This is a genomic window from Halomicrobium sp. HM KBTZ05 (genome assembly GCF_041530035.1).
Lineage (GTDB): Archaea > Halobacteriota > Halobacteria > Halobacteriales > Haloarculaceae > Halomicrobium.
Genome location: NZ_CP168057.1, coordinates 1,193,691 through 1,213,423, shown reverse-complemented (window position 1 = coordinate 1,213,423; position 19,733 = coordinate 1,193,691). Strand labels below are relative to the sequence as shown.

The 19,733-nt window shown below is 66.8% G+C and carries 24 protein-coding genes and 1 tRNA gene; 15 read left to right on the top strand and 10 right to left on the bottom strand.

What is annotated here, in order from left to right:
- The first annotated feature begins 274 nt into the window (after positions 1–274).
- From ACAH01_RS06260 to hpt, 6 genes are all read left to right on the top strand, one after another.
- A complete protein-coding gene (locus ACAH01_RS06260) occupies positions 275–763 on the top strand; it encodes a type IV pilin (protein ID WP_372480589.1) in 489 nt (162 codons plus the stop codon).
- 137 nt (positions 764–900) lie between these two features.
- Positions 901–1,494 (top strand): hypothetical protein, encoded by a 594-nt coding sequence (locus ACAH01_RS06255; protein ID WP_372480588.1) that lies wholly within the window; start codon positions 901–903, stop codon positions 1,492–1,494.
- Positions 1,495–1,832: 338 nt separating this feature from the next.
- The gene (locus tag ACAH01_RS06250; RefSeq protein ID WP_372480587.1) at positions 1,833–2,288 is read left to right on the top strand and encodes a type IV pilin; all 456 of its coding nucleotides are present in this window, start codon (positions 1,833–1,835) and stop codon (positions 2,286–2,288) included.
- Positions 2,289–2,378: 90 nt separating this feature from the next.
- The gene (locus tag ACAH01_RS06245) at positions 2,379–2,867 is read left to right on the top strand and encodes a hypothetical protein (RefSeq protein ID WP_372480586.1); all 489 of its coding nucleotides are present in this window, start codon (positions 2,379–2,381) and stop codon (positions 2,865–2,867) included.
- Entirely contained in the window at positions 2,864–4,729 is a 1,866-nt protein-coding gene (locus ACAH01_RS06240) for a hypothetical protein (protein ID WP_372480585.1), read from the top strand. The genes ACAH01_RS06245 and ACAH01_RS06240 overlap by 4 nt, the downstream gene beginning before the upstream one ends.
- Before the next feature lie 36 nt (positions 4,730–4,765).
- On the top strand, positions 4,766–5,335 hold the full coding sequence (gene hpt, locus ACAH01_RS06235) for a hypoxanthine/guanine phosphoribosyltransferase (RefSeq protein WP_153553910.1): 570 nt from the start codon (positions 4,766–4,768) through the stop codon (positions 5,333–5,335).
- An 830-nt stretch (positions 5,336–6,165) separates the two neighbouring features.
- On the opposite strand, the gene ACAH01_RS06230 is transcribed toward hpt, so the two are convergent.
- The 3 genes from ACAH01_RS06230 to ACAH01_RS06220 form a co-directional block, all read right to left on the bottom strand.
- Positions 6,166–6,240: transfer RNA gene (locus ACAH01_RS06230), tRNA-Met, on the bottom strand.
- A 74-nt stretch (positions 6,241–6,314) separates the two neighbouring features.
- Complete coding sequence (locus tag ACAH01_RS06225) at positions 6,315–6,776, bottom strand: GtrA family protein (RefSeq protein WP_372480584.1); 462 nt, start codon at positions 6,774–6,776, stop codon at positions 6,315–6,317.
- Positions 6,769–7,536, bottom strand: a complete 768-nt coding sequence (locus tag ACAH01_RS06220; RefSeq protein ID WP_372480583.1) for a glycosyltransferase — start codon at positions 7,534–7,536, stop codon at positions 6,769–6,771. Before ACAH01_RS06220 ends, ACAH01_RS06225 begins: the two co-directional genes overlap by 8 nt.
- A 102-nt stretch (positions 7,537–7,638) precedes the next feature.
- On the opposite strand from ACAH01_RS06220, the gene ACAH01_RS06215 reads away from it, so the two are divergent.
- Positions 7,639–10,023, top strand: coding sequence for a DUF2298 domain-containing protein (locus ACAH01_RS06215; RefSeq protein ID WP_372480582.1), 2,385 nt, complete (start codon positions 7,639–7,641; stop codon positions 10,021–10,023).
- A 57-nt stretch (positions 10,024–10,080) separates the two neighbouring features.
- On the opposite strand, the gene ACAH01_RS06210 is transcribed toward ACAH01_RS06215, so the two are convergent.
- Both ACAH01_RS06210 and ACAH01_RS06205 read right to left on the bottom strand, forming a co-directional pair.
- On the bottom strand, positions 10,081–10,752 hold the full coding sequence (locus ACAH01_RS06210) for a ribonuclease HI family protein (protein WP_372480581.1): 672 nt from the start codon (positions 10,750–10,752) through the stop codon (positions 10,081–10,083).
- A 158-nt stretch (positions 10,753–10,910) separates the two neighbouring features.
- Entirely contained in the window at positions 10,911–11,171 is a 261-nt protein-coding gene (locus ACAH01_RS06205) for an HAH_0734 family protein (RefSeq protein WP_153553914.1), read from the bottom strand.
- 179 nt (positions 11,172–11,350) lie between these two features.
- On the opposite strand from ACAH01_RS06205, the gene ACAH01_RS06200 reads away from it, so the two are divergent.
- From ACAH01_RS06200 to ACAH01_RS06170, 7 genes are all read left to right on the top strand, one after another.
- The gene (locus ACAH01_RS06200) at positions 11,351–11,578 is read left to right on the top strand and encodes a hypothetical protein (protein ID WP_170095369.1); all 228 of its coding nucleotides are present in this window, start codon (positions 11,351–11,353) and stop codon (positions 11,576–11,578) included.
- 75 nt (positions 11,579–11,653) lie between these two features.
- Positions 11,654–11,938, top strand: a complete 285-nt coding sequence (locus ACAH01_RS06195; RefSeq protein ID WP_153553916.1) for a 50S ribosomal protein L44e — start codon at positions 11,654–11,656, stop codon at positions 11,936–11,938.
- A gap of 4 nt (positions 11,939–11,942) precedes the next feature.
- On the top strand, positions 11,943–12,116 hold the full coding sequence (locus ACAH01_RS06190) for a 30S ribosomal protein S27e (RefSeq protein ID WP_015763826.1): 174 nt from the start codon (positions 11,943–11,945) through the stop codon (positions 12,114–12,116).
- A complete protein-coding gene (locus ACAH01_RS06185) occupies positions 12,113–12,946 on the top strand; it encodes a translation initiation factor IF-2 subunit alpha (RefSeq protein ID WP_372480580.1) in 834 nt (277 codons plus the stop codon). Before ACAH01_RS06190 ends, ACAH01_RS06185 begins: the two co-directional genes overlap by 4 nt.
- A gap of 4 nt (positions 12,947–12,950) precedes the next feature.
- Entirely contained in the window at positions 12,951–13,133 is a 183-nt protein-coding gene (locus tag ACAH01_RS06180; protein ID WP_170094913.1) for an RNA-protein complex protein Nop10, read from the top strand.
- A gap of 4 nt (positions 13,134–13,137) precedes the next feature.
- The gene (locus tag ACAH01_RS06175) at positions 13,138–13,893 is read left to right on the top strand and encodes a proteasome assembly chaperone family protein (RefSeq protein ID WP_170094914.1); all 756 of its coding nucleotides are present in this window, start codon (positions 13,138–13,140) and stop codon (positions 13,891–13,893) included.
- A 49-nt stretch (positions 13,894–13,942) separates the two neighbouring features.
- Positions 13,943–14,551 (top strand): J domain-containing protein, encoded by a 609-nt coding sequence (locus ACAH01_RS06170; protein ID WP_170094915.1) that lies wholly within the window; start codon positions 13,943–13,945, stop codon positions 14,549–14,551.
- On the opposite strand, the gene ACAH01_RS06165 is transcribed toward ACAH01_RS06170, so the two are convergent.
- Complete coding sequence (locus ACAH01_RS06165) at positions 14,548–15,666, bottom strand: pyridoxal-phosphate dependent enzyme (protein WP_372480579.1); 1,119 nt, start codon at positions 15,664–15,666, stop codon at positions 14,548–14,550. The two genes, ACAH01_RS06170 and ACAH01_RS06165, sit on opposite strands and share 4 nt — an antisense overlap.
- An 82-nt stretch (positions 15,667–15,748) precedes the next feature.
- Positions 15,749–16,375 carry an ArsR/SmtB family transcription factor gene (locus tag ACAH01_RS06160; RefSeq protein WP_372480578.1) on the bottom strand — a complete coding sequence of 209 codons (627 nt, stop codon included), beginning with the start codon at positions 16,373–16,375 and terminating at the stop codon, positions 15,749–15,751.
- A 156-nt stretch (positions 16,376–16,531) separates the two neighbouring features.
- Here ACAH01_RS06160 and ACAH01_RS06155 point away from each other — a divergent pair, with 156 nt between their 5' ends.
- Positions 16,532–17,788 (top strand): NAD(P)/FAD-dependent oxidoreductase, encoded by a 1,257-nt coding sequence (locus tag ACAH01_RS06155; protein WP_372480577.1) that lies wholly within the window; start codon positions 16,532–16,534, stop codon positions 17,786–17,788.
- 18 nt (positions 17,789–17,806) lie between these two features.
- On the opposite strand, the gene ACAH01_RS06150 is transcribed toward ACAH01_RS06155, so the two are convergent.
- The 3 genes from ACAH01_RS06150 to ACAH01_RS06140 form a co-directional block, all read right to left on the bottom strand.
- The gene (locus tag ACAH01_RS06150; protein ID WP_170094919.1) at positions 17,807–18,775 is read right to left on the bottom strand and encodes a sugar phosphate nucleotidyltransferase; all 969 of its coding nucleotides are present in this window, start codon (positions 18,773–18,775) and stop codon (positions 17,807–17,809) included.
- A 69-nt stretch (positions 18,776–18,844) separates the two neighbouring features.
- Complete coding sequence (gene mce, locus ACAH01_RS06145; protein ID WP_170094920.1) at positions 18,845–19,234, bottom strand: methylmalonyl-CoA epimerase; 390 nt, start codon at positions 19,232–19,234, stop codon at positions 18,845–18,847.
- 40 nt (positions 19,235–19,274) lie between these two features.
- The gene (locus tag ACAH01_RS06140; protein ID WP_372480576.1) at positions 19,275–19,715 is read right to left on the bottom strand and encodes a hypothetical protein; all 441 of its coding nucleotides are present in this window, start codon (positions 19,713–19,715) and stop codon (positions 19,275–19,277) included.
- Positions 19,716–19,733: the final 18 nt, after the last annotated feature.

Genomic DNA, 19,733 nt, shown 5'->3' with positions numbered 1-19,733 from the left:
ACTCGCACCCCCCGTCGAAACGGAACCGCCGACAGACGAACGCTGCCGCTCGTTATCTTCGTTGATTCTGCCGCCAACCCGCCGCTGAAGCCCGAAAACACCGTCTCAAGTAGGGCCTAATTTTCTGCTTTGATACTGGCGCAAGAGCCTTTATTTACCCGTCTCGGGTATTTCCGGACAAGCGCGTGACCACCGGACGGCGTGTCCCGAATGGGATGTCGCGACGGCATCGACGGACCGCCGCCGGCAGGCGCGCGACGAACGGAGACAACACATGGACGTGAAAGCACTTTTCGACGACGACGAGGCTGTGAGCCCGGTGATCGGTGTCATCCTGATGGTGGCCATCACCGTGATCCTCGCAGCCGTGATCGCAACGTTCGTCCTCGGCCTCGGGGACCAGATCAGCAACACCGCACCGCAAGCCAGCTTCAGCTTCGACTACACTGAAGGGGACAGCAGTAATACTGATACTCTCCAAGTGACTCACAATGGTGGAGAAACAATTTCTGCCAATGAGGTTGTTGGTGCCGTGTCCGGTGCTATAGATCGGAGTGACGACAGTAGTGCAACATATAATGATGACTTGTTTGGAAGCTCTAGCGATTCGGACGTGAACGCTGGAACATCCTACACGATTGACGATGGTGACTTCGATGCAAGTAATGTTGACCTCAGCGGCGCGACGGTCCGCGTCACCTACCAGCCCGCAGAGGGTGGCAACTCGGCGACGCTCGGTCGCTGGGACGGCCCGGACGCCTAACTGACGCCGTTTTTCTCTCGGTTTCGCCCGTTATGTCAATCAAGAGGGCAACCGCCGTGATTATATAGGATCATCCCACATTCCAGTTGTACGAAGGATGGTCGCGTGGGACTGCACCGGCTGGGGGCCGATACACTGTGAGTAACGCCGACGCAGCGCAAGCCACGGGCACGCACCCGACGCTCTCGAAAGGCGAGATCTTCGAGGTGCTCCAGAACAAGCGTCGGCGCTACGTCATCCAGTACCTCCGTCGACACGGCGGCCCGGTCGAACTCGGGGAGCTGGCCGACTACGTCGCTTCCCTGGAGTACGACTGCCCACAGACCAGCGTCACGTCGACGCAGCGCAAGCGCGTGTACACGACGCTCCAGCAGACCCACCTGCCGAAGATGGACAACGCCGGCATCGTCGCCTACGACTCCGAGGACGGCGTGATCCAGACGACGCCACAGACCGAGGATCTGACGGTGTATCTGGAGATCGTCCCCGGCGGAGAGTTCCCCTGGCGGGAGTTTTACCTCTCCTTTGGCGCGGTGAGTCTGGCGATCATCGCCACGCTGTGGGTCGGCGTGTTCCCCTTCACGCTGGTCTCGCCGCTGGTCTGGGCGACGCTGTTCGCGACGATCCTCACCGCCGCGGCGGCCTACCACACCGTCTCCGGCCGGACGATGACGCTCACGGAGTACGGCGAGCCCGTCGAGGACTGCGACGACGAGGCCGACGAGGAGTGACGCCAGAGCGGTCTGTGACTGCGCTTGAATGACTTGCGAGCACCAGCGGTGTGTCTCGGAACAGAGTGACGGCCTGCGGGCCAGAAGGTCGCTGGTCCGGAGCCATCACACCGCATGGTGCCGTCGACGACGCCAGATTCATTATCAACGGTGAAGATTGCTGAAGGACGCGATATCGGGTATCCAAGGCCCTCTTGAAGCGTTCCAGCGCGTGATTGAAGCGATAAAACGTAGACAGGGTATAAGTACCCCCGGCAGTATCGATTGAGGTAGCACCCACCGCGAGCAGGGGGGCAGGGGATGCCCCGCTCGCTGTGGACGGGTGTGCGTGATAAACCATGGATCTGAAACAGCTATTCAACGACGACGACGCGGTATCGCCTGTCATCGGTGTCATCCTGATGGTCGCCATCACGGTGATCCTGGCAGCCGTCATCGCGTCGTTCGTCCTCGGACTCGGTGACCAGACGAATACAACGCCAACCGCGAGCTTCAGCTTCGATTACGACTCCGATGCTCCATCTGTCAAGATCACCCACGACGGTGGAGACCCAATTCAGGCCGACGAACTGTATATCCGCGGTACTGGTGGTTCTGGTGGTGGTAGCGATATTGATGAATCTTGGTCAAACAAAGCTTCGGTACCAACATCTTCAATGGTCACGGCTGGTAATGCCGTGACGTACGACTCGGAAATCGGGAGCAATGGAGACTGGGATCTGAGTGTCGTCTACGTCTCGAACGAGGGCGATTCCTCGGCCTCACTGTCCTCTGACAGCGGCCCCGACGCCTAACGACCGCGCTCTTTCCTCCATTTTTTCGACCGGTGAGCGACGGCGCTGTCCACGACAGCTTTATTTCCCGTGTCGCACTGCCGTGATACGATGGACGTAGACCGGGCTGTCGTCTGGGGAGTCGTCGGGCTCGTCGCGGTGACGACGCTCGTCTCCGGGCCGCTCGTGGGGGCCGTCGATCTGACGAGCGACGCCGAGACGCCTGCGTACGGTTCGGGATCGGTCACGGTCGAGTCGGCGTCGCTGCCAGAGCGGGCGACGCTGACGGCGGGGCGGTTCGGAGCTGGCGAGTACACGCTCCGGGTGCCCGACGCGACCGTGGCGATCACCGCCGTCGAGGGCCGGCCGTTGCTCGTCTACCGACTGGAGATCGACGAGCGCGGGTACACGCGGTCGACGACGCACTTCCTCTCGACGGAGAGCGTCGGCTCGTACGCGGCGTCGATGTCCGACGACACGTTCCCGCCGGACACGGTCAACCGGACGAGCTACGAGGGCCGCCTGCAGGTGGTCGTGCGCGCGAACGACACCAGCCGGGTCGTCGCCGAGCGCTCGACGACGGTGGAGGTGATCGAGTGATCGACCGCGAGTCGAGGAGACGAGCGAGCGGGCTGTCCTACCGGTTCCTCTTTGGCGACCGCGTCGGGCTACTCGTCTTTCTCGGGAGCCTCTGTCTGTTTCTGGCGCTGTGGCGCACGGCCTTTCTGATCAACGACTCCCACACGATCGCCAACGGGCTGGCCGCCGTCGCCGACGGCAATATCGCGTTGACGGACCCGGAGTACGGCTCGCTCCGGTCGCCAGGGACGAACTTCTACGGCGGTTCGACGTACTCGCGCAACTACGGCGTGATCGTCCTCGCGCTGCCGTTCCTCGCTGTCCTCCGCGGGATCGAGGCCGTCGCCGACCTCCCCGTCGCGCTGGTGGCGCTGTGGTCGCTGCTGGTGTACGGGACGATCCTCGTCGCCGGCCGGCAGTTCGGCCGCGAGCGCCTCGCGCGGCTCGGCGGCGGCTGCGTCGTCGCCGCGGTGTTCCTGCTCAACGTCGCGCTGGTCCGGCCGATCGATCCGGTCCCACATCACCACCTCGCCTTGCAGTTGGTACACGCGACTGCCGGTGCCTTCGTCGGCACGCTGGCGTATCGCCTCGTTTCGTTCACCGACGGTCGACGGCGTGGCGTCGTCGCCGCCGTCGCAGTCGTGGGTGGGACGCCCCTGGCGTTCTGGGCGACCGTGCCCAAGCGCCACGTCGTCACGGCCGCGGTTGCGCTGGCGGTCGCCCTGGGACTCGCCTACAGCCGCGACGCCGAGCGCGACTGGGCCTTCGAGTCGCGAGCGGTCTGTTACGCGCTGCTGGCGCTGTTGGCGTGGGTTCACGCGCCAGAGGCGCTAGTACTATTCGTTCCGTTCGTGCTGGTCGACGTGGCGACGGCACCGGACAACGGCCCGCGAACCCTGGGTGTGCTCGGCGGAGTCTTCCTGCTGGCGCTCGTCCCGCTGTTCGTGACGAACACGCTCATCACCGGCGATCCGCTGACCGTTCCCCGGATGCTCCGGACTGTCGGCCAGGGAAGCGACATCTCGCTCACCGGCGAACTGTCCTCGGGTGACGGGTCTGGCGGTTTCGACATGACGAATCTCCCTCGGTTCGTACGCGTCGGAATCGTCCTCGGACAGTCCGCAGTAGAGCCACTGATGAAACTGCTCGGACTCGTTCGGCGCGGGATCCACTCGCTCCAGACCGACCCGACAGCCGCCTATCGAACACTCGTCCGGAGCGGATACATCCCGGAGGTCGCGAACAGCGCCGAGGGGACTCCCGAGGCAAATCTCACTCTGTTGGAGTCCACTCCCGTCCTCGCGACGATTGTCGCAACGGTTTCGACCAGCCTCGTCGCAATCAAACGATCAATCGAGCGGCGATCGCCCCCCGGCGGAGTTACGCCCGCCGACGCGTTCCTCGCGCTCGCTGCCGCTTCGCTCATACTCACATATATTGGTTTACTTCCCCACCACGCTCAGGTGACCGTTCGGTACCTGTTCCCCGTCGCACCCATCCTCGTCTGCCTCGCCGTGAGGCTCCCACCAGTCGGGCGAGCACTCGACGCCCACTGGCGGACGGTGCTCTGGAGCTGGAGCGGTGGCGTGCTGATCGGCGGCCAGCTCGTCCTCGTCGCGCTCGTCGCGCTCGACGTGGGCCGTGCCGAAGCGTTCCAGTTTCACGCCGTCCTCGCTCTCGCCGTGGCGCTGGCTCTGGGCAGCTGGTCGTTGCTGTCGGTCGCGAGCGAGCGCTTCGACAGAGTCGGCGCGGCACTGTTCGGGCTGGCGCTCGCGTCGTCGACGGTGTTCGTCGCGTTCGCAGCGGTGGAGTACTTCGGCCTGGGTGGCGCACACGCCCTGCCGATGGTGCGTACGCTGGCCGACGCGATCCCGCTCCGTTGACGACGGGTTTTTGTGCTGGCTCGAAGTACCGCCGACATGGATCAGCTCAAACAGTCGCTGTTGGACGCACCTATCATCGAGAAGGACGGATATCACTACTTCGTGCATCCGATCAGCGACGGCGTCCCGATGCTGCGTCCTGAACTGCTCCGCGAGATCGTCATCAAGATCATTCGGAAAGCCGAGCTCGAAGACGTCGACAAGATCGTCACACCGGCCGCGATGGGGATCCACATCTCCACTGCGGTCTCGCTGATGACGGACATCCCCCTCGTCGTCGTCCGCAAGCGCCAGTACGGCCTCGACGGCGAGGTGTCGCTCTCGCAGGTCACCGGCTACTCGGAAAACGAGATGTACGTCAACGACGTCTACGAGGGCGACCGCGTGCTCGTGCTCGACGACGTGCTCTCGACCGGCGGCACGCTGGCCGCGCTCACGGGCGCGCTCGAAGACATCGGCGCGGACATCTGTGACATCGTCTGTGTCATCAAGAAAGAGGGCGGAGAGAACAAGCTCGCAGACGACGGCTACCACGCGAAGACGCTCATCAACGTCGACGTCGTCGACGGCGAGGTCGTCGTGGTCGACGAGTACGGCGACGACTAAGAGGAGCGGCGCGCGCTGTCGCGGCCTCCGTGCCGCGACGATCGTGTGCGAGGGATGAGCGACCTACGGGAGCGAATCGGTTGGGGAGGCGCGTGGCTGTCGCGTCTGCTGGCCTGGCGGACGAACGGGCGAGTCGAGAGCGTTCAGGAGACGCTCCGCCTCGCCGTCGTGATACTGTCCGTTGCCGTGCAGACAGATTGCCGTACAGCAGATCGTTCGCGACGCTCGTCTGCTGAGAAATTGCCTGGACAGACGTTCCTCACTCGACTGGAGACTGCCCGACACACTCGTCGCTACGCTCCTCGTTCAGTTGGTCGCTCGGAAAATAGCGGGAGTGGATTTGAACCGGAATCAGACGTGCTCGCTTCGCTGCGCGCGACTGATAGGGCACGAATCCACTCGGCGTAGATTTGCCGCTCGCGAGTTTGCTCGGGGCAAAATAGAGCGAGAGGTGGATTTGAACCACGCCCACTTCGGTCGCGTCGCTCCCTCGTGATCTGCTTCAAATCAACGTGTGCTATTTCGAGCGACCAGTCCACTCATCGCTACGCTCCTCGTTCAGTTGGTCGCTCGGAAAATAGCGGGAGGTGGATTTGAACCGGAATCAGACGTGCTCGCTTCGCTGCGCGCGACTGATAGGGCACGAATCCACTCGGCGTAGATTTGCCGCTCGCGAGTTTGCTCGGGGCAAAATAGAGCGAGAGGTGGATTTGAACCACGCCCACTTCGGTCGCGTCGCTCCCTCGTGGTCTGCTTCAAATCAACGTGTGCTATTTCGAGCGACCAGCCCACTCGTCGCTACGCTCCTCGTTCAGTTGGTCGCTCGAAAATAGCGGGAGGTGGATTTGAACCACCGATCTACGGGTTATGAGCCCGCCGGAATCTCCTGGCTATCCCATCCCGCTACTATCTCGTATCGTCTCCCCCCGATTAAGGGTTGTGATTCGGTCGTCCTCTGTGGGTTCCTCTCGCGGCACACTCACTCGTGGACGCGCCAGGTGAAGATGCTCTCGAAGACGTAGTTGACGAACATGGCGATCCCGATCGCGCCGCCCTTGACGAAGATCGGCCAGAGATCGACCGGACCCACCGAGACGGGCACGCTGACCTCGTAGACGACGAGGACGGCGAAGAGAATGCTCCACTGCAGCGTCGACCCACCGGCACGGACGAGGTGCGAGCGCAAGAGGCGCGTGCCCAGCGAGCGGCGGTCGTCCTCGCCTTCGCTCGCGAAGGTCCAGTTGTCGTTGACGGCGAACATCACGAGGATCGCGATCTCGATGCCGACGGCGTTGGCGACGGCGGTCGACACGCCGACGAACTGGTCGAGGACGACGAACGTCGTCGTGTCGAAGGCGGCCCCGACCGCACCGACCGAGGCGAACTTGCCGAACCGGACTCCCGAGAGCAACGATCGGAGGGGAGCGAGGCGGCTACTCATCGTTGTCGATCAGTGCGGGACCCTCCTCGCGTGTCGCGGCGATGGCGGCGTGCAGACGGCTGTCGCTCAGTCGCTTCGCCCGGTGGCGTGCGCGCAAGAGCGCCGTCGCCATGTTCAGCGACGTTCGCACCGGCGAGACCGTCGAGCCGGGTCTGTCCTCCCACTCGATGGGGACCTCCGCGACGGTCAGCCCCAGCGCACCGGCGATCGCGACCAGCTCTACGTCCCAGGCGAAGCCGGCGTCGTAGAGGTGCGTGCGCACGTGCTCCCACCCCTCGGCCGTGATCGCCTTCGCGCCACACTGGTAGTCGTACAGCGACACGTCGAGCAGGTGGCCGGCGATCCAGGCGAAGCCGTCGCCCAGGAACCGCCGCGCGAAGGTCTGGTGGCTGCTGACGGTCGCGTCGGGGTGACGACGAGAACCGACCGCCAGGTCCGCATCGCCGGCCCTGACCCGGTCGATGACGTGTGCGAGAGAGGTCGCGCCGGTCGAGCCGTCCGCGTCGGCGAACGCGCGAACGTCCGTCTCGATCGCCTCGAAGCCGGCGGTGATCGCGGCTCCCTTCCCGCGGCGGTAGGGGACGGCGTTGACCGCGGCGGGGAGCGCGGCCAGCCGCTCGGTGACGCCGGGTTCCGGATCGTCGAGTTCGATACGGATCTGTGCCGGAGCCAACTGCTCGTCGAGCGTCCTGACGTACGAGCCCAGTCGATCCACGTCCGGTCGAAACGCGGGCACGACGATACCCACCGACTGATCCATTCGTCCGGGCAATCGAGACCGCGGCTAAAAACAGTTCGACATTCCCGCCGGCCACGGGGCAGTGCAAAAAGCGTATTATCGGTGGTGACGCTGTCCCCACTAATGGAATACGGTCTCGTCGCGCTCTGGCTGGCGCTCTATCTCGCCCTACTGGTGGCCGGCAGCGTCGTCACGAGCTGGCTGTTCCCGCGCTTCGAGGACGGGGGCTCTGGCGTCGCAGTCGTGCTGTCGATCGCCGTCGTCTGGTTCGTCACCTTCTTCGTCGGCCGACTGTCGATGACGGCGGGGATCTGGCTGGGTGTCGCCGTGCTGGTCGGCCTGGTCGCTCTGGCGGGAAGCCGTGGCGTCGACCTCGATCTGGGGCGGATCGGCGAGAGCTGTCTGGTCTTTACCGGGGCCTTCCTGTTCCTGGTCGGGATGCGCGTGTTCGCGGTCCCGCTGGGCGCGAGCGACCCGGTGATCGCGCCGCTCCCGCTGGCGATCGGCGAGAAGATGCTGGATTTCGGCCTGCTGAAGTCGCTCGTCCGAGCCGAGAGCCTGCCGCCCGAAGACGTGTGGTTCGCCGGTGAGCCGGTCGCGTACTACTACGGCGGCCACCTCGTCGCGGCGATTCTCACCCGCATCACCGGCACCGCGGGGCGGTTCGCCTACAACCTCTCGCTGGCGGGCTTCTACGCGATGCTCGTGACCGCGGTGTACGGCGTCGCCGGCAACGTCGCGGCCGACCGCTCGATCCCGCGTCGGCTGGCCGGCCTCCTCAGCGTCTTCGCGGTCGGGCTCGCGAGCAACCTCACGACGCCGGTGCGAGTGGTGCTCGCACTCCTGCCCGACGGCCCGTCCGCGTGGCTCGCTGGCGTCGTCGGGATCGAACGGGACGGGCTGGCAGACGGGCTCGGTCAGTTCTACTACTTCGACGCGAGCCGCGTCATCACCGACCACCGGGGCGACTTCGCGTTCCAGTTCGGCGACGCCGATCCGGGTGCGACCGCGCCGACGATCAACGAGTTCCCCTTCTTCTCGTGGTTCAACGGCGACCTGCACGCCCACATGATGAGTACCGCGTTCCTCGTCTTCGCCGCGGCGGTCTGTCTGGCCTACTACCGGACGCCCGCCCGCGAGGTGGCGCGCCGTCGGCTGCTCGTGGTCGGCGTCCTCCCGCCGGTCGCTGGACTGCTGGCGGTCACGAATACCTGGTCGTTCCCGACACCGGCCGGGCTGGCGCTACTGACGGTCGTCCTCGCACCGGCCGACGCACGGTCACTGCTGCCCGAATCGCTCGCCGACCGGTTCCCCGAAACTGCCGTCTGGCGGGAGGGGTCGCGCCTCGCTGTCGGCCTGGGCGTCGCCGTCGCCGTCGTCGCGCTTGGCTTGCTCTGGTCGCTGCCGTTCTGGCTCGGGCCGGCAAGCGGGCGCGGGATCGCCGTCCTGCCGGACCGGTCCTCGCTGACGGAACTGCTGCTCGTCCACGGGCTCTTTCTGGTCACCTTCCTCGCGTACCTCGCGGCGCGGGGCCGCCAGCGCTTCGGCGAGCGGGCGACCACCGTGACAGTCGGGGCCGCCGTCGCGATCGGCGGCTTCGCGGTCCTCGATCTCGCCGCCCTCGGCCTGTTCGTCCCGCTGGTGGGCGCGTGCTGGGCCCTCGCGCGACGGCCCGGCACGTCTCCGAGTCCCGCCGCACCCGCTGGTGACACGGACCGCGCACGCTCGGACGGCGGCGCGGCCAGCGCCGGCTTCGAGACGGTGCTGATCGTCGCCGGCATCGGGCTCGTGACGCTGATCGAGTTCGTCTATCTCAAGGAGTCCACCGGACGGATGAACACGGTGTTCAAAGTGTCGATGCAGGTGTGGGTGCTGTGGAGTCTCGCCCTCGGGCCGGCGCTGGCGTGGGTGTTCACGAACCGCGTCACCGTCCCAGCGGACACACTCGGTCGGGCCCGCTCGGCGCTGCCTCGCGTCGCCCTCGCCGTCCTCGTCGTCGGTGCCGGGCTGTACGCCCCGCTGGCGGCGACGACCGCGTTCGACGGCTCGGACCCGACGCTGGACGGACTCGCCTACCTCGACTCGGAGTACCCAGAGGAGGCCGCGGCGATCCACTGGCTCGACGACCGCTCCGGGCGACCGGTCCTCGTCACGGCGGCACCGGGTGGGTACACCTGGGACGCCTCGGACGGCGAGGGATCGAGTGCGCCGGCCAGTCTGACCGGACTCCCGACCGTCCTCGGGTGGTTCCACGAGGCACAGTACCGCGGAGACGAGCCCTACCAGGAGCGACTGACGGACGTGCGGACGATCTACACCGGCGAGCCCGAAGAGCAGGCCGCGCTGCTCGAACGCTACGACGTGCGGTACGTCTACGTCGGCCCGGTCGAGCGGGCCACCTACGACCAGATCACCGTCGACGCGGTGGCGGGCGTCGAGCCGGTCGAGGAGTTCGACGGTGTGACGATCTACCGGGTCACAGACGACAGTGACGAAGAGCCGTCCTAGCCCGCAGCAAACGGCGTGTGCCCCGTGGCTGGCGGCCCCAGTGGCGGGATCCGAGAATCAGCCACCGGGACCCAGCGCGGCGATGTCGGCCCCGACCGTCGCGAGCGCGTCGGCGGGATTCGGATCGCTGTCCGCGAGGTGTCGCCAGTCGTCGTCCGGTGCCCGTTCGAGCAGCGCGACGACGGCCGCGCGGTACTCGCGGAACTGGGCACCGGGATCTGCCCGCTCCTCCCAGACGCTCCGGATGACCGTCCGCGAGTCGATCCTGACCTCGATCCGTGCGGGCTCGAACTGCGCCAGCAGGCGCGCCAGTCCGAGCGCGAGCGCGGCGTACTCGGCGGTGTTGTTGTCCGTCCGCGAGCCGACCGGCCGCGCGAGACGGAGCAGCGACTCGCCGGCCTCGTCCTGCACGACGGCCCCAGCGCCCGCCGGCCCCGGATTCCCGCGGGAGCTGCCGTCGACGTAGAGAATCGCCGTCTCGCCGGCCAGGTCGCGATCGACCCGTGTCTCGTGGTCGTCGGCCGCCAGCACGTGCTCGATCGCCGCCCGCAACTCCGCCGGCTCGGTTCCGGGCTCGAACAGTCCGCCGATGCCGGGGACCGCCGCGTCGATCGCGTCGATCGCTGCCGACACCTCGTAGTCGTACGCGGCCAGGACGCGCTCGACGCGCTCGGCCAGCGGTGACAGCGACTCCGCCGGGAGATCGCGGGCCGTCGTCACCGTGACCACCGCCACTGTCGTCGCGACCGTTCCATACGCGGAGTCGGAGCTGTAGCCACCTATCGATGTCGGTCGGTGTGATGTGCCCTCGACAGTCGAGAGTCGCCGCTACGAGAGACCGTCGAGGGCAGTGATAGCAGAGAGAACGAGACAGACCGCCAGCAGGATCAGGCTTCGCCGCGTGGCTCGACGACGCCGACCGCACCGGCGTCGACGTCTTCGGTGTCGAGGTGCATCGCGACGAACTCGCGGCGCATGAACCGTTCGCGCTCCTCGGGTTTGCCGATCGTACACCACAGCTGCGGTTCGTCCGGCCCGTGCCAGTCGCCCTGACGGGCGATCGCGAAGCAGACGTACTCCTCCCCGTCGTACTCGATTGTGGCACCCTTCCGGATTCCCGGATCCCCGTGGATAATGAGCTTCTTCATGCGCCGGTCTTTGCCGACAGCGCACTTAGCTTCTACGGTGCGGAACGCGAATCTGTTGCCCTGACCGAGCGACGCGAGGCGTGAGCGGGCCAACCGCGGGAGCGAGCCCCGACCGTCACGGACGGCTGGCTCTCGAACGGCCACAGCAGTTTTGCCCGTGGGACGACATTTCTTCGGGCATGGACGAAGTGTTCGGACGGCGTGACACGAATACGGGCTCGGGCGTCGGGCGGACAGTCGTGTGGGGCCTCCGCCTGCTCGGCCTGGTGATCGTGGTGCTGGGTCTGGCACTGTGGCTGCTGACCAGCGCGGGCCTGGTCCTCCTGCCCGGCGTCGTCGTCGTCGCCGGCCTCGCGGTGATGGTGATTCCGGGACTCCTCGCCGGGCTCGTCGAGTTGCTCTCCTGATACCGTCGGGTGGCCGGGACCGAACCGTCGGGGTTTTAAGCACCGCTGTGTAACCTCGCCGTAAGGTCGATATCTATGCAGATGCCACGCCGATTTAACACGTACTGTCCGCACTGTAACGAGCACAACGAACACGAGGTCGAGAAGGTCCGTTCCGGCCGCACGTCGGGCATGACCCACATCGGCGGCCGTCAGGCCGACCGCAACTCAAAGGGGATCGGGAACTCCGGGAAGTTCTCGAAGGTGCCCGGTGGGGACAAGCCCACCAAGAAGACGAACCTCAAGTACCGCTGTAGCGACTGTGGCAAGGCCCACCTCCGCGAGGGATGGCGAGCTGGCCGACTGGAGTTCCAGGACTAGAACGATGGCAGGAAGCTTCCTCTCCGTCGAATGTCCGGACTGTGAGAACGAACAGACGGTCTTCAGCAAGGCCGCCACCGAAGTCGCCTGCGCGGTCTGTGGGCACACGCTCGCCCGCCCGACCGGCGGCAAGGCGACCATCGAGGGTGCGGTCCTCGAAACGGTCGAACAGCGATGAAGTACAGCGGCTGGCCCGAATCCGGCGAACTCGCCGTCGGCAAGATCGACGAGATCGAAGACTTCGGTGTCTTCGTCGACCTCGAAGAGTACGAGGACAAGCGCGGCCTCTGTCACATCAGCGAGGTCGCCAGCGGCTGGATCAAGAACGTCCGCGACCACGTCAACGAGGGCCAGACTGTCGTCGTGAAGGTGCTGGAGATCGACGAGGACGCCCAGCAGATCAACCTCTCGATCAAGGACGTCAACGACCACCAGCGCAAAGAGAAGATCCAGGAGTGGAAAAACGAGCAGAAGGCCGACAACTGGATGGAGCTGGCCTTCGGCGAGGATCTCGCCGACGAGCAGTACGCCGCCGTCGCGAACGAACTGCTCGCCGACTTCGGCTCGCTGTACGACGGCTTCGAGGCCGCGGCGATCCACGGCACGGAAGCGCTCGACGAGACGGACCTCTCCGAGGACGAGATCGACGCCATCGTCGAGACCGCACGCGAGAACGTCTCGGTGCCCTACGTCGACGTGACCGGCTACGTCGACCTGACCTGTCCCGACAGTGACGGCGTCGAGATCATCAAGCAGGCGCTTCAGGCCGCCGAAGGCGACGCCGACGCACTCCCCGACGGCGCGGACGCAGACGCCGACGTGCCCGAGGAGGTCGAACTCGAAGTTACCTACGTCGGCGCGCCCGAGTACCGGATCAAGGTCCGGGCCCCCGACTACAAGCGCGCCGAATCCGAGCTCGAAGCCAGCGCCGACCGCGCCAGCGCGGTCGTCGTCGAACACGGTGGCACCGGCCAGTTCCACCGCGAGCGCAACGAAGACGAAGAGTAAGCCGATGCGGGCCGATCTCCGCGTCTGTTCCGAGTGGGCGTCCGAGCACGACCGGCCCGTCTACACGCTTTCTGAGCGCTGTCCCGAGTGTGGGAGCGACGCCGTCAACAGCGCGCCGGCACCGTTCGATCCCGCGGACCCGTACGGCGAGTATCGACGCGCACTTAAGCGGCGCCGACGGGAGTAGGGCCATGGACGAGTTCGAGATCGAGCGAATCGCGGACGGCGCGTTGACCGATCCGGTACTGGTCGAAGGACTGCCCGGCGTCGGCCACGTCGGCAAGCTCGCGGCCGAACACCTGCTCGAAGAACTCGAGAGCGAACTGGTCGCCCGCGTCTACTCACAGCACTTCCCGCCACAGGTCACCGTCGAAGACGGGACGACACAGCTGGCGTCGGCGGAGTTTCACGCCGTCAGACCGGAGGACGGACGGGACATGCTCGTGCTCTCGGGCGACCACCAGGCACAGGACAACGAGGGCCACTACGGGCTGACCGACACCTTCCTCGACGTGGCCGAGGAGTTCGGCGTCGAGTCGGTGTACGCCCTCGGTGGCGTTCCGACCGGCGAACTGATCGAGGAGTACGACGTACTCGGCGCGTCGACGACCGAGTCACTGGTCGAGGAACTCGAATCAGTCGGCGTCGCCTTCCGCGAGAACGAGCCGGCGGGCGGTATCGTCGGCGTCTCTGGCCTCCTGCTTGGCCTGAGCGGCCGCCGTGACCTCGACGCGGCCTGTCTCATGGGCGAGACCTCTGGCTATCTCGTCGACCCCAAGAGTGCGCAGGCGGTTCTGGAGATCCTCCAGGAACTGCTCGGCTTCGAGATCGACTACGAGGCACTCGAAGACCGCGCAGACGAGATGGAGGAAGTCGCCCGGAAGATTCAGGAGATGGAGCAGGGGACGCCGACCCCCTCCGACGAAGACCTGCGGTACATCGGCTGATCGCGCCGATAGCGAACGATTCTTTATCGCGCCAGCCGAACGTGGAGCCGTGTTCGCGCAGTTTGGGTCGCTGCCGGAGTGGCTCCTCGTCGGCCTCGGGCTCGGAGTGGCCGGCAGTGTCGCCGTCGCCGGCCTGTTCGTCGCCGCGGCCAGACTCTTCCCGCCGCCGGCAGCGGGTGGCTCGTCCGGCACGGGCGAGGGACGGCGACGCGAGGAGCTTCGGTCGTACCTGCGAGCGATCGAGGAGCCCTTCGCGGAGGATCACTTCGTCGAGGGCCAGCCCGTCGCCTTCTACCTGCCAAAGCGCGACGTAGCGATCACGTTCGACGCGCGGGCGTACTACCGGATCGATCGCTCGCCGACCGTTCCCGTCCTGGTCGAACACGAGATGCCGGGCTGGCACCTCGGTGCCAGACTCCCGTTCGAGACGCCAGCGATCGACGGGGAGTCGACCGGAGAGAGCGAGAGGACGGAGTACCACCCGACGGCCGACGCATTCCGCGAGCTCGGCCTGCCCACGTCGGCGACCCTGGAGGAAGTCAAGGGAGCCTACCGGAGCAAGGTCAAAGAGGTCCACCCGGACCACGGCGGCGACGAAGAGGCGTTCAAGCGCGTCAGACGGGCCTACACGAGAGCGAAGCAACACGCCGCCGACTAGATGCCCTGACTCATGAGGTGGCTGCGAAGCAGGTCGTCCTCCTTCGAGCCCGCGACGGGGTTGACCAGCGCGACCGTCTCTTCGTCGAACTCTGCGGCGAGTTCGCGCGCGCCGGCCAGGGCGACGCCGCCGGTCGCGCTGAGTTCGACGCCGGCAGTGCCGGCCGCGTCGACGGCCGCCTGCAACGCGTCGCTGTCCGAGACGGCGACGCCGCGCCCGCCGGTCTCGTCGACAGCCGCGACGGCGAGCGAGCCGACCGCGGGATCGGGGACTTCCAGGGGACCGACGATCGTGTCGGGCTGTTCCGTGGGCGCGACCGCGTCGGCGGTCCCGCAGGCGTCGACGACGGGCGCACAGCCCGCTGGCTGTGCGGCGTAGAGACGCGGCGTCACGTCGAGGGTGCCGGCCTCTCGGAGTTCCTCGATCGCCGTGTGGATCGCGGCGAGGACGATCCCGTGGCCGGTGGGGACCACGATCGCCGACGGGGCCGGCCCGGTGAGCAGCTCGTAGCCCAGTCCCTTGACGCCCGCGCGGCGGTACGGCGACGACGGGCCGACGGGGAACCGTTCGGCGTCGCTGTCCTCGTAGGCCGCCAGCGCGTCGGGATAGCGTCCCTCGACGACGTTCATCTCCCCGCCGTGGACGTTGATCATCGCTTTGTTGACGAACGGACACCGCGAGGGGACGTAGCTGTGAGCGGCCACGCCGGCCCGACCGGCGTAGGCAGCCGCCGACTGACCGCCGTTGCCGGTCGTCGGGAGCGAAACGGCGTCGGCACCGACTGCCGCGCCGGCACTGACGGCGACCGCGAGTCCGCGATCCGTCACCGCGCCGGTCGGATTGCGGCCCTCGTCTTTGAGCAGGAGTCGATCGGCCCCGATCTCGTCGGCCAGTGTCGGACAGTCGGTCGCGGGCGTCCCGCCCTCGTCGAGCGAGTGGATGCGCTCGCGGGCCAGCGGGAGCGGCGGCCGCGTCGGCTCCGTCCGGGCGTCGTGATCGTACCGGGCCACGAGGAGGCCGCCACAGGCCGGACAGCGCAGTTCGATCTCGTGTGGGTCGAACGTCTCCTCGCAGTCTGCACAGGCGAACTCGCGAAAGGCCGGACTCGTCTCCATACTCGCACTGTGGGCCCCGCTCCCTTGTGCTGTGCGGTCGGATGCTCCGCGTTCGTCGACACGGACGACGCCCTCGTGGCGGTCAGGCCGTCCGGCGACGCGCCGGTCGGTAGGTGCGCCAGTACCAGAACGCGAACAGGCCGGCGACGACGAGCAGTCCCGTCCAGAGAGCGACGCCTCCGGGACCGGTCGCGAACGCGGACGCCGCGTCGACGACGGACTGTTGGGCAGACTCCCCTCGCACGGCCCTGACGGACGGTTGCAGGGCGCGCCACCGCCTGTGGACGAGGAGACTCGCGACGCCGACGACGCCGACGCCGCCGAGGACCCGTTCCAGCGCCGTCGTGATCGAGGGCGTCGACTGCTCGGCCCCGGCGTACAACACGAGGGCGGCACTGGTCGGACCGTACACCGCCATCTCGCGGCCCTGCTCGGAGTACCACGTCTCGACGACCTCCAGGAGATCGGCGTCACAGAGTCGATCGAGGTGGTAGCTGACGTTCTGGACGGAGCTCTCGATGGCGTCGGCGATGTCGGAGGCCGTCCGTGGCTCCTCGTAGGCGGCGGCGAGGATGTCCCGTGCGGTCCGCGAGGCGATGGCCGAGAGGATCTCGTCGGCCTCGGCGTCGGCGAGGTCGACGAGCTTCGGGTCGATGTCACGGTCCGCGACCCCCGCCGCCGACGGTTCGAGTGGCAGTAGCGATGACATCGTGTGTGACTCGCCGTCGATCGATATAGCTCCCCGGGAGGCTCAAAGGCGTCTTTCACTCCCGACGCCCCCGCCTCGTCGTGGCCCGGCCGCGACCGGAGCGGTGGCGGGGCAGAGCCCGAGTCGTTTTTTGTGGTCGCGGTCGAACGATCCAGTATGGATGTCGTGGTCGTCGGCGGCGGACTGGCGGGACTGGTCGCGGCCCGCCACCTCGCCGAGTCGGGCGCGGACGTGACGCTGTTCGAACGACGCGAGACCGTCGGTGGGCGCGTTCGCTCTCGTACCGTCGACGGGTACACGCTCGACCGTGGGTTCCAGGTCCTCTTTCCCGCCTACCCGGCGGTCGAACGGGAACTGGATCTCGACGCGCTCGATCTCCGGCGGTTCACCCCCGGTGCGACGATTGCCCGGCCGGGCAAGCGATCGGTGCTGGCCGATCCGCTCCGGGATCCCGGCTCGGCGCTGGCGACGATCTTCAACGACGAGGTGACACTTGGCGACCTGTTCGGGCTCTACAGACTCCAGCGCGAACTGCGCGGGCGCTCGGTCGACGAGATCCTCCGGCGTGGCGGCTCCTCGATCGAGGCGTATCTCGCCGATCGCGGATTCTCCGAGGGGTTCGTCGAGTCCTTCGCAGCACCGTTTTACGGCGGTATCACGCTCGATCGATCGCTGTCGACGGACAGCGCCGTCTTCGAGTACACGTTCAAGATGCTCACCGAGGGCTCGACCGCCGTGCCGGCCGCTGGCATGGGTGCGATTACGGCCCAGCTCGCCGAGCGGGCGCGAGCGGCGGGCGTCACCGTCGAGACCGGGACGACCGTCGACGCGGTCGTTCCCGGCGACGGGGTCACCGTCGAGGCCGGTGACGAGTCCGTCGAAGCCGACGCCGCAGTCGTCGCGGCCGATCCGAAGACCGCGAGCGACCTCACCGGGGTGGCGGCGATCACGACGACGGGACGGAGCTGTGTCACCCAACACGTCGCGCTGCCGTCGGGCGATCGTCCGGAGATGGGGCGACGGATCGTGCTCAACGCCGAGAACGACCGGCCGAACCAGATCGCACCGCTGTCGACGGTCGCACCGGAGTACGCCCCAGACGGCCACGCGCTGTACGCTGCGACCTTCCTCGGGGAACGAGATCCCGACGACGAGACGCTGTTCGAGACGGTCCGGACGGCTCTGTCCGAGTGGTACCCCCAGGCCAGCTTCGCCGACCTCGAACTGATCGCGACCGACCGCATCGAGTTCGCGCAGTTCGACCAGCCACCGGGATTCCGGGCCGGCCTGCCGGCGGTCGACGCACCGGAGGGACCGGTGGTGCTGGCCGGAGACTACACCCGCTGGTCGTCGATCCAGGGCGCACTGGAGAGCGGTCGAATCGCTGCCGGCGCGGCGCTCGATACGCAGTGAGAATTACGGCGCGAGCGATCACTCGCCGTTCGTGATGTGCGTGTGGGCCCCGATCAACGCGCCCGCCAGATCGAGGTCTTCGACGTGGGTCTCGCGGTCGATGATCGACTGCCGGACGTCGCTGTCCCGGATCGTCGCCTCGGGGAAGACGACCGAGTGGTCGAGACTGGAGTCGACGATCTCTGCGCCCGGGAGGACGTGGACGTTCTCACCGACGGTGGTGTTCTCGACCGTCGCCGAGTCGGCGACGACGGCGTCGCCGCCCAGTTCCCAGGCGACCGCGTCCAGGTAGCTCTCGGGCGTGCCGATGTCGTACCACGCGCCGTCGAACGTAAAGGCGGAGACGGCGTCGTTGGCGACGAGCCACTGGATGAACCAGCCGGGCTCGTCGGGGTTGTTCCCACCCGAAAGATACTCCTCGAAACGAACCGACTCGGCGGGGAACGCGTAGCAGGCGATCGAAACGAGCGTGCTGTTGGGATCGTCGGGCTTCTCCTGGAAGTCGACGACCTCGTCGCCGTCGAGCTCGACCAGCCCGTAGGACTTCGCTCGCTCTCTGGAACCCACGTCGTAGGCCGCGATCGTCGGCGTACCGGCACGCTCGAAGCAGTCGAGGAACTCGGCCACGTCGAAGCTGATGAGGTTGTCACCGGCGATGACCAGCAGATCCTCGTCCGTGATCCCCTCCCGGTCGACGAGCTGGGCGAGCGCGCCGACGACGCCGAACTTCTCGTCTTCCGCCGTCGTGTCCTCGACGGTGAGCTTTGGCTTCTCGTAGTCGGCGTCGGCGAGGTGGGCCTCGAAGTCGGTCGCGAACCGCTCGTTGGTGCTGACGAACACCTCCGAGATCCGGTCGTCGCGCTCGAGTTCGCCGAGGATCCGGTCGATGACCGTGCTGTCACCGATCGGCAGCAACATCTTCGGCCGGTGTTTCGTGACCGGCCAGAGTCGGGTCGCGTAACCACCGGCGAGGACGACAGCCTTCATACCGCCACCCACCCGTGGCGGCAGTAAGTCCTTTTTGTTCTGCTCGTCGGAGCCCACGACGAGAGGGTGTCAGTGCTCGACGAACTCCAGCAAGACGCCGCCGGTCGAGCGCGGGTGGAGGAAGGCCACGTCGTGGCCCCACGCTCCCGAACGCGGTTCCTCGTCGATCAGTTCGACGCCGGCATCACGGGCGGTAGCGAGTGCCGCCTCGATGTCGTCGGTCGCCACGGCGAGGTGGTGGATGCCGGGGCCGTGGTCGTCGAGATAGCCGGCGATCGCACCGTCGGCGTCGGCCGTCGGCTCCAGCAACTCGAAGTAGCCCCCGTCGAGTTCGAGAAAGACGACGTCGAGCCCGTCGAAGCGCTCTTCGTGAGCGATCGGTGCGTCCAGAAGGTCGCGGTACAGCCCCGCGAGCGTAGCCGCGTCGTCGGTCGCGATGCCGGCGTGGTCGAAGTGCATGTCCGAGCCGACGGCGCGAACCCACTAATGGCTGGGGCCGCTAAGCGGCCGATTCGTTGAGCTGCCAGAACCGTGACGTGCCGTCGCCTCGGTTCTGGATCCGGAGGACAGCACGCTCGTCGTGCAACACGGTCAGCGAGTCGAAGTTGTCGGGCAGCGTCAACACTGCCTCGTACCGACAGTCGGACGCAGAGCTGTTGGTGTCGATCGTCAGGCGGAAGTCGATATCGCCCTCCAGCGAGCTACTCGCCACCGGACCCGAGATTGTCTGGTTCAGGAGGATCGTCTGGTGGCCGCGGTTCGGGACCTGTGCCGCCCATCCGCTCACGTCAGCGGTCGAGTTACAGTTGCCGGACACGGACGCCGACGGCACCGAAACGCTCAGCGATTGCTGAAAACCCAGGCTCACGGCCGTCGTCGCGGCGACGCCGACGAGCAGTCCGATCAGGAAGACTGCGACGAGCCGTCTCGTTTCGACCATGTGTGCCCCCGATGTACC